This window comes from Cupriavidus sp. SIMBA_020 (assembly GCF_046535395.1).
In the GTDB taxonomy this organism is placed as follows: Bacteria; Pseudomonadota; Gammaproteobacteria; order Burkholderiales; family Burkholderiaceae; genus Cupriavidus; species Cupriavidus campinensis.
Map to the genome: position 1 here is coordinate 1 of NZ_JAWRWU010000064.1, position 477 is coordinate 477.

2 rRNA genes are annotated in these 477 nt (G+C 48.6%); both read left to right on the forward strand.

Annotated elements, in window-relative coordinates:
* Nucleotides 1-246, forward strand: a 23S ribosomal RNA gene (locus SB751_RS28160); the annotation flags it as partial.
* 50 nt (nt 247-296) lie between these two features.
* Nucleotides 297-412 (forward strand): 5S ribosomal RNA (rrf, locus tag SB751_RS28165).
* Nucleotides 413-477 lie beyond the last annotated feature (65 nt).

Below are 477 nucleotides of genomic sequence, written 5' to 3' on the forward strand. Positions count from 1 at the left end.
AGTACGAGAGGACCGGGATGGACGCACCGCTGGTGTACCAGTTGTTCTGCCAAGGGCATCGCTGGGTAGCTATGTGCGGACGGGATAAGTGCTGAAAGCATCTAAGCATGAAGCCCCCCTCAAGATGAGATTTCCCATTCCGCAAGGAAGTAAGATCCCTGAAAGATGATCAGGTTGATAGGTCTGAGGTGGAAGTGTGGCGACACATGGAGCTGACAGATACTAATCGATCGAGGACTTAACCAATTTGAATGTATGCTTACTGTTATCTAGTTTTGAGAGAACACTCTCAATGGTTTGGTGGCGATAGCGAAGAGGTCACACCCGTTCCCATGCCGAACACGGAAGTTAAGCTCTTCAGCGCCGATGGTAGTCGGGGGTTTCCCCCTGTGAGAGTAGGACGCCGCCAAGCTATCTTAACCCAGTTCATCATGAACTGGGTTTTTTATATGAAAGATCACATAGATATATAAAGCT